The following is a 7,624-nucleotide window of genomic DNA, read 5'->3' on the forward strand; positions in this document are numbered from 1 at the left end:
ACGTTCATCGCGACGAGCCAGCAGGACTTCCGCGGTTTCGTCTCGACCCGCCCGATCCACGCCCTCACCGTGAGTGCCCCGGTCGCCGACGGCGACGGGAACTACGTCTGGGGCGTAGTCGACAACCTCGTGGTGGGCAGCGCGCGCTGAGGCGCGCGCGTCGACGACATCGCGTGAACTCGCCTCTCCCGCTCGCGGGAGAGGCCGACGCGCAGCGCGGCCGGTGCCGGAAACGCGGAGCGCACGGGTTCAGGCGTCGAGGATCAGATCAGGACCGGCTCGTCCGCGTCCCCGATACGATCGTTGCCACGATCGTCGTTGGTGCGCGATGGAGGCGAGCGCGCGACGCGCCTTGCACAAGCGCGCCGCCGTGCCTAGCATCCTCGCGCGCGGTCCACGTCGCCGCATGACCTCCCCACGGCGATGCCATTTCCACCGACCTCCGCCATACCCGTCGCGCGCGTGCCGTTCGCGCGACAGGTGTGCCTCAGCATGATCGTGCGCAATGAGGCCGCGGTGATCGCGCGTTGCCTGGCGTCGGTGCGGCCGCTGATCGGCGCGTGGGCCATCGTCGATACCGGGTCCAGCGACGGCACGCAGGCGCGCGTGCGCGAGCTGCTCGCGGACCTGCCGGGGCGGCTCGAGGAGCGGCCGTGGGTCGATTTCGCGACCCATCGCAACCACGCGCTCCAGCTCGCGCGCGGCCACGGCGACTACGCGCTCATCATCGACGCCGACGAAATCCTCGAGATCGATGCGGGTGCGCCGCTGCCGGCAACCTTGGACGCGCCCGCCTACTACCTGCGCCAGCGGCTCGCGGACAGCGAGTTCGAGTACGAGAGCGCGAAGCTGCTGCGCCACGACGCCGGCTGGCACTGGGAAGGCGTGCTGCACGAAGTCCCGACGGCGACGCCGAGGCCGCGCATCGACCGGCTCGACGGCGTGCGCGTATGCAGCTTCCCGGACGGCGCGCGCAGCCGTCGCCCGCAGCGCGACAAGTACCTCGACGACGCGGCCGTGCTCGAAGCTGCGTTGCGGCGCGAACCCGATCATGCACGCTACGCGTTCTATCTCGCGCAAAGCCTGAGAGATGCGGGCGAACCGCAGCGCGCGCTCGATGCGTACCAGCGTCGCGTCGCGATGGAGGGTTGGGACGAGGAATCGTGGTACGCGCGCTTCCAGATCGCAGCGATGCTGGAGCGCCTCGGCGCGGAGCCCGCCGCCGTGATCGACGCCTACCTCGCGGCGTGGGACGCACGGCCGTCGCGCGCCGAGCCGTTGTGCGAACTTGCGCGCTACCTGCGGCTGCAGGGGCGCCATGCATCGGCGTGGGTTCACGCGCGTGCGGCCGCGGCGCTGCCGCCGCCCGCGGACCTGCTGTTCGTCGACCAGTCGGTGTACCGCTGGCGCGCGCGCGACGAGCAGGCGATCGCCGCGTACTACATCGGCCGCGGCGACGAGTGCGCCGCGCTGTGCGAGGCGCTGCTCGCCGACCCGGCGCTGCCCGCGTCCGAGCGCGCGCGCATCGAGGCGAACGCGCGCTTCGGCCGCGACGCGTCGACGCCGGCCTGATCGGCCGGATCAGGACGGCGCCACGATCCCCGCGCTGGCCGATCCGTCGACCGGCGCGTCCGCGTCAGTGATCGGTAGGCTGCGGTCCGCCGTCGACGCGCGGCGCGTCGTGGCCGCCGTCCACGGGCTGGAGCTCGCCGACATGGGTCGTACCGCTGGCCGGTCGCCACTCGAACTTCGGATCGTACGGATCGTCCGACTGCCAGAGCTGACGATAGGCGATCGAGCCGTCCTCGCCGCCACCCCCGAGCACGCCGAACGCGGCGGTCGCGAAACCGTTGATCGACGAATTGCCGGGCTTGACCTCGCTGTTGCCGGAACCCTTGGGGCCTTTCGTCCGTTCCGGTCGGCCATCGCCATAGAGCGGACTCACGAGCTTCTTGCCCATCTTCCCGCCCCCATCCGCCGCACCGATCATGAGCGGACCGACGGCACCGACGCGCGAACCGGTCATCGCCGCGCGCACCTGCGCCCAGCGCGCCTTCGCGCGCGTGAGCGCGACCTCGTCGCCGAAGGTCTTCTTGAGCTCGCGCCAGATCGCGTTCGCCTGCTCCCATTCGTCCTTGCCGAGATCGGCGTAGATCGCTTCGCGCGCCTGCACGTAGAGCGGGTCGCCGCGTTCGGCGGCGAGCGCGGCCCAGGCCATCGCGCGCGGGCGGTCGACCGGGATGCCGTCGCCCTTCAGGTACATCACCGCGAGGTTGTACTGCGCCGGCTTGTAGCCCCACGACGACGCGACCTCGTACATGTCGACCGCGTACTTGAAGTCGCCGTTGCGATAGGCGTAGGCGCCGGTATAGAAGAACTTCTTGCCCGGACGCGCCGCATCCTCGGGCGTGCCCCACGTTTCGTCGGCCGGCCGGTTCGTGTTGTCTTCCGAATCGTGGCTCGGCGGCCGCATGCTGTAGCTGCCGGCGAAGTTGAGTTGCGTCGCCGCGTGGACCGGCGACAGGGCCGCCAAGGCGGCGGCGAGCAAACCGAACGTCATCGCACGAAGTTTCATCGAGCGCCCTCCTCTTGTCGGTCGTGCAGGCGCACAGTAGCACCGACCTTGCACGCAATAAACGACAACCTTCGTATATTGATGTGCGGGAATTGCGCGAAGCGTCAACGTCCCTCGGCGGCGTCGCGTGCGCGCCCCTGTGGCAGCGGCGGAAGCCGCGATGCATGAGCAAAACCGGTGCACGCACGCATTCCCTGCGTGCGTGCAGGCCGATGCGGCGCGGCGACCGGAGAGAGAGGCGGTCGCGCGCATCGCTCGCGGCCGTCCGCATGGCCGCGCTTCGCCGGCGCCGTCCGTGGCCGCCCGACGGGGGAGCTGGTACGGCGTCAGTGATGCTGTTGCGACGGTGACGCTTCGCCGGCGTCCGGCGACGCATCGTGCGGACCGTCGAGCGGCTGGATCTCACCGACGTGCGAGGTGCCACCCTCCGGACGCCATTCGAATTTCGGGTCGTACGGATTGTCCGATTGCCACAACTGGCGATACGCAACCGAGCCGTCCTCGCCACCGCCGCCGAGTACGCCGAAGGCGGCGGTCGCGAAGCCGTTGATGATCGACTTGCCCGGCATGGCCGCGCCGTGGCCCGAACCTCGCACTCCCCCAGTCTTGCCGTCGTTCAGGGCCGGAACCAGCGCCGTCGCACGTCCGCCCGAACTCGCCGAACCGATCGTGAGCGGAACGGACGCGCCGACGCGCGAGCCGGTCATCGACGCGCGCACCTGCGCCCAGCGCGCCTTCGCGCGCGCGAGCGCGACCTCGTCGCCGAAGGTCTTCTTGAGCTCGCGCCAGATCGCGTTCGCCTGTTCCCATTCGTCCTTGGACAGGTCGGCGTAGACGGCTTCGCGTGCTTGCACGTAGACCGGGTCGCCGCGCTCGGCCGCGAGCGCGATCCAGGCCATCCCGCGCGGGCGATCGACCGGGATGCCGTCGCCCTTGAGGTACATCACGGCGAGGTTGTACTGCGCCGCCTTGTAACCCCACGACGACGCGACTTCGTACATGTCGACCGCGTACTTGAAGTCGCCGTTGCGGTACGCATAAGCACCCGTGAGGAAGAACTTCTTGCCAGGGCGCGCGGCGTCCTCGGGCGTGCCCCAGGCCTGGTCGGCGGGCCGGTTCGTATTGTCTTCCGAATCGTAGCTCGGCGGCCGCATGCTGTAGCTGCCGGCGAAGTTGAGTTGCGTCGCCGCATGGAGCGGCGACAGGGCTGCCATGGCAGCGAGCGAACCGAACGTCATCGCACGAAGTTTCATCGAGCTTACTCCCCGGTTGAAGCGCTCGGACACGCTAGCACCAACCTGCGCGGCGATCAACGAATTTGTTCGTACGTCGATTATTGGACTGCAGCGGCAAAAGGCCTCGATGCCGACCTTGCCGTCGTCGCGGCTCAGGCATCACCGTCGTCGTTCGCGTCGTTACGGCTCCCGCTCGCGCCGGCGGGATCGGGCGCGCGCACGCGATTCGGCAACGCGCGCAGCGCACGCAGGGTGTCGATCCACGCGCCGCATTCACGCGGGTCGAACACGCCGAGCGGGTGCGTCGATCGCGCCGCGTGGGCATGGGTGTGGGCGGCTTCCGGCCATTCGTCGAACTCGATTGCTGCGAGCATGTTTCCGTTCCGTTGCAGGGGTCCAGAGGCGGATAACGCACAAAGGGGCGGTTCCGCGACATCGGCGCAAGGTGGAAACGCTGGCATGGCCCGCGCGGGGTTGGGGGAAACGGGAAACGGGGTCAGAGCGACTTTCGAGCGCGGGCTCATGGCAACGCGATCGCGCCGCGCGAAAGTCGCTCTGACCCCGTTTCCCGCTCGCGTTCAGGGCGCCTGGCGGCGCAAGGTCGCGACGAAATCGCGGTCGCGGCCGAGGCGGTCGAGCAGCGGCAGCACGAGTTGCGGACCGTTCGCGCCGTTGGTGAACAGCACGAGGCCGCTGCCGCGGTCGGGGCTGAAGTACGCGAGCGTGAACACGCCGTCGTCCATGCCCGTGTGCATGAGCACGCGCCCGTTGCCGTAGCGGTACACCTCCCAGCCGAGGCCGAAGCCGGCGTCGCTCGGGCAGTCGTCGGCAGGTTGCGGGCAGAGGTCGTGCATGCGGCTCGCCTGCACGCGCGCGCGCTCGGTCGCGAGTTCCGGCGTGACGCGGTCGCCGCGCAGGGCAGCGACGATGAACGTCGCGTAGTCGGACGGCGTCGAGTAGACGAGGTCGGAGGCGAGCGCGTGCTCGGCGAACATGGGCTCGAGCGGTTTGCCGTTCGCGTCGGCGGGCCGCGCGATGCGACCGTCGAACCACGGTCGGCGCGTGTACGCGGTGTCGTGCAGGCCGAGCGGCTCGAGCACGGTGCGCTCGGCGAGGCGCTCGAATGGCGTGTCGAGCCTCTTCTCGATGAAGCGCGCGAGGTATTCGTAGCCTTCGCCGGAGTAGCCGAACGCGACGCCCGGTGCGCGCAGGAAGGCGAGTTTGCCGCCCGTTTCGCGGCGCCAGTTCGGCAGCCCGGTGCGGTGGCTCAGCGCGAGTCGCGGCGTCAGTTGCAGGCGACGCGGGTCGCCCGCGATATCGGGATCGGTCCACGCATTCGCCATCGGCTCGTCGAGCGTGATGCGCCCTGCCGCGACGAGGCGCAATGCGAGTTCGGCCGACAGCGGCTTGCTCAAGGACGCAATGTTGTAGAGCGTCTTCGTCGTCGCCGGCACGCCAGGTGCCTGTTCGCCGTACGCGGCGACGACGGTGACGCGACCGTGCTCGATGACCGCGATCGACGCGCTCGGCACGTGCTTGTCGGCGAGCAACGGGGGAATGACGGCGTCGAGCGCCGCGCGTGCATCGACGGCGCCGTCGCCGTTAGCCTTCGCGCTCGCGTCGACGCCGTAGTGGTCGTAGCTCGCGACGCGCGCGACGCGCCATGTGCCGTGGTCGTTGCGCCACACGTGCAGGAAGCGCGCGGCGCCGACGAGCTTCTCCCCGCCCTTCGCGTCGCGTTCGTAGAAGCGGTGCACGCCGGTCTCGATCGCACCGCTGTCGCCGACCGGATACACCGCGAGCGTGCCGGGCACGAGTTCGCGGCGCGACGCCGGTTCGTCGCCGCGGCGGCGGCGCTCGCACTGCTGCCGGATCACCTCGGCGAAGCGTTCGCCGGAAGCGGCGACGAGGCCGCCGCGGTCGTGGTGGAACTCGAAGTCGTCGGTGACGAGTGCGCGTACCTTCGTCGCGTCGCACTGGTCGAACACCGCACCGAACAGCGCCGCGTCGGCGCGCGTGATCGCCTCGACGAGCGCCGGCGTCGCCGACGCCTCCGCATGCACGCGCGCACCGGTCGGCAGCGCGGCGTCGCGCACGATCGCGGCTTCGCGCGTCGTGGCTTGCGGCATCGGCGCGGCGGACGACGCCTGCGCGAACGCGAAGGCTAGCAGCAGGCCGGGAACGGACACCGTGGAGCGCTTCGACATGATCGGGACCTCGTGGGTGAAATTGGCGGGCGCAGCCGTCCGCACGCCGCGCGGGCGCCACGGGAAACTGCGATGGGTACGACTCAGGGCCGGCGGCGCGCGAGCGCGTAGAAGACGAGATGGCCGATGCCGGTCGCGCCGACGAGCACGGCGACGACGCCCGCATTGATTTCCTGCCAGCCGATCCACTGCACGAGGCCGAAGCCGGCCGCGATGAACACGAGCAGGATGCCCGAACGCAGCGCGGCGAGTCGGCGCTGCGCGCGCTCGCCGGCGAGGATGAGGTCGATCGTCTCCTCGCTCGCGCGCTCCTTGAGCAGGCGTTCGCGCATGACCGCGTCGAGCACGGCCTTGAACGCGTAGGTCACGCAGAGGAACAGCGCGAGCGGAACGAGGGTGTGCTGGATGTCCACGCGATTTCTCCGGCCGGGGCGCGGCGGCTGCGTCCCCGTTCGGGAGCCTAGGAGACACGTGGGGGCGGATCGGTTGCAAGCCGCCGCGCGCGCGACTCCCCCTCTCCTGCTTGCGGGAAGGGTCGGGGCGAGGGCGATCGGAGCGTCACGCTCTGCCGTCCCCTCACCCGCCGCGCTGCGCGCGTCGGGCTCTCCCGCGCGCGGGAGAGGCGATCATGCCATTTGCAACCGACCCGCCCGCCCGGGTATCCGTAGCTGCATGGAAGGCGCAGCCCCATGAAGCCGGACCCGCAACACGAACGGGCCCTCGTCGAGGCCGTGCTCGCGCGCGCGCCGGGTGCGTTCGAGCGGCTCGTGCGCGAGTACGAGGGCCTGTGCTGGCATTGCGTCCATCCGATCGTGCGGCATGCCGACGACGCGCGCGACGTCTGCCAGGAGACGTTCCTGCGCGTGTTCCGCCACCTCGGCCAGTACCGCTTCGAGAGCCCGCTCAAGTTCTGGATCGCGCGCATCGCGCATTCGATCGCGCTGCGCCACGTGCAGCGCGAGCGGCGCATCGGCGGCGATGCCGCACCGGTCGCGCCGGACGACGACGCGGGCGCGCCCGCGCGCGAGGACGAGATCGACGCGTTCGATTTCGAAGCCGCCTGCGACGACGAGGCCGCGGCGCGCCGGCTGCACGCGGCGATCGCGCGCCTCGCGCCGATCCAGCGCAGCCTGCTCACGCTGTACCACATCGAGGAACTGTCGATCCCGGACATCGCGGCGATCACCGCGTTGCCCGCGGGCACGATCAAGAGCCACCTCTACCGTTCGCGCCTGCGCCTGCGCGAACTGCTCGAAACACCGACGGGAGCCGCGCGATGAATCGCCGACCGCACGAACACGACCACGACCACGATCACGCCGCGCCAATCGACGAACGCGAATGGGCGCTGCAGGAACAGGCGCTCGAGGACGAACGGCGCGGCATGCCGCCGACGGGTGATCCGCGCCGCCTGCGCTATCGCGTGCTCGCGCGCCGGCTGCGCGCCCTGCCGGATGCGGCGCTGCCGTCGAACTTCGCCTGGGAGACCGCGCAAGCGGTCGAGCGGCGCGCGCGCGCGGAGGCGCGTGCATTCGCGCGGTTCCGCCGTCGCCTGTACGGCGCGTTCGCGCTGGTCTACGCGAGCTGCATGCTGCTCGTGGTCGCGC

8 protein-coding genes are annotated in these 7,624 nt (G+C 70.6%); 3 read left to right on the forward strand and 5 right to left on the reverse strand.

All coding sequences use genetic code 11. The annotated features are described in order from the left end of the window. The first annotated feature begins 492 nt into the window (after nt 1–492). A complete protein-coding gene (locus tag VI238_RS17980; protein ID WP_331653842.1) occupies nt 493–1,572 on the forward strand; it encodes a glycosyltransferase in 1,080 nt (359 codons plus the stop codon). A 64-nt stretch (nt 1,573–1,636) separates the two neighbouring features. On the opposite strand, the gene VI238_RS17985 is transcribed toward VI238_RS17980, so the two are convergent. The 5 genes from VI238_RS17985 to VI238_RS18005 form a co-directional block, all read right to left on the reverse strand. After that, nucleotides 1,637–2,575, reverse strand: coding sequence for a sel1 repeat family protein (locus VI238_RS17985; protein WP_331653843.1), 939 nt, complete (start codon nt 2,573–2,575; stop codon nt 1,637–1,639). Nucleotides 2,576–2,901: 326 nt separating this feature from the next. After that, nucleotides 2,902–3,828, reverse strand: a complete 927-nt coding sequence (locus tag VI238_RS17990) for a sel1 repeat family protein (protein ID WP_331653844.1) — start codon at nt 3,826–3,828, stop codon at nt 2,902–2,904. 134 nt (nt 3,829–3,962) lie between these two features. Further along, nucleotides 3,963–4,184, reverse strand: coding sequence for a hypothetical protein (locus VI238_RS17995; protein ID WP_331653845.1), 222 nt, complete (start codon nt 4,182–4,184; stop codon nt 3,963–3,965). A gap of 204 nt (nt 4,185–4,388) precedes the next feature. Continuing rightward, nucleotides 4,389–6,017: a serine hydrolase gene (locus tag VI238_RS18000; protein WP_331653846.1), complete on the reverse strand. Its 1,629-nt coding sequence runs from the start codon at nt 6,015–6,017 to the stop codon at nt 4,389–4,391. 83 nt (nt 6,018–6,100) lie between these two features. Then, a complete protein-coding gene (locus VI238_RS18005) occupies nt 6,101–6,430 on the reverse strand; it encodes a hypothetical protein (RefSeq protein ID WP_331653847.1) in 330 nt (109 codons plus the stop codon). Between the two features lie 276 nt (nt 6,431–6,706). Here VI238_RS18005 and VI238_RS18010 point away from each other — a divergent pair, with 276 nt between their 5' ends. Together VI238_RS18010 and VI238_RS18015 are read left to right on the forward strand one after the other, a co-directional pair. Continuing rightward, nucleotides 6,707–7,297 carry a sigma-70 family RNA polymerase sigma factor gene (locus VI238_RS18010; RefSeq protein WP_331653848.1) on the forward strand — a complete coding sequence of 197 codons (591 nt, stop codon included), beginning with the start codon at nt 6,707–6,709 and terminating at the stop codon, nt 7,295–7,297. Next, nucleotides 7,294–7,624 (forward strand): hypothetical protein (locus VI238_RS18015; RefSeq protein ID WP_414650087.1); only part of this gene is annotated, 331 nt, incomplete at its 3' end. The genes VI238_RS18010 and VI238_RS18015, both read left to right, overlap by 4 nt.

This window comes from Dokdonella sp. (assembly GCF_036518555.1).
GTDB lineage: Bacteria > Pseudomonadota > Gammaproteobacteria > Xanthomonadales > Rhodanobacteraceae > Dokdonella_A.

Bases quoted from the DNA above. Each gene is read 5' to 3' on its own strand.
- VI238_RS18000 (WP_331653846.1), bottom strand. From the start codon at position 6,017: ATGTCGAAGCGCTCCACGGTGTCCGTTCCCGGCCTGCTGCTAGCCTTC.
- VI238_RS17980 (WP_331653842.1), top strand. From the start codon at position 493: ATGATCGTGCGCAATGAGGCCGCGGTGATCGCGCGTTGCCTGGCGTCG.
- VI238_RS17990 (WP_331653844.1), bottom strand. From the start codon at position 3,828: ATGAAACTTCGTGCGATGACGTTCGGTTCGCTCGCTGCCATGGCAGCC.
- VI238_RS17995 (WP_331653845.1), bottom strand. From the start codon at position 4,184: ATGCTCGCAGCAATCGAGTTCGACGAATGGCCGGAAGCCGCCCACACC.
- VI238_RS17985 (WP_331653843.1), bottom strand. From the start codon at position 2,575: ATGAAACTTCGTGCGATGACGTTCGGTTTGCTCGCCGCCGCCTTGGCG.
- VI238_RS18010 (WP_331653848.1), top strand. From the start codon at position 6,707: ATGAAGCCGGACCCGCAACACGAACGGGCCCTCGTCGAGGCCGTGCTC.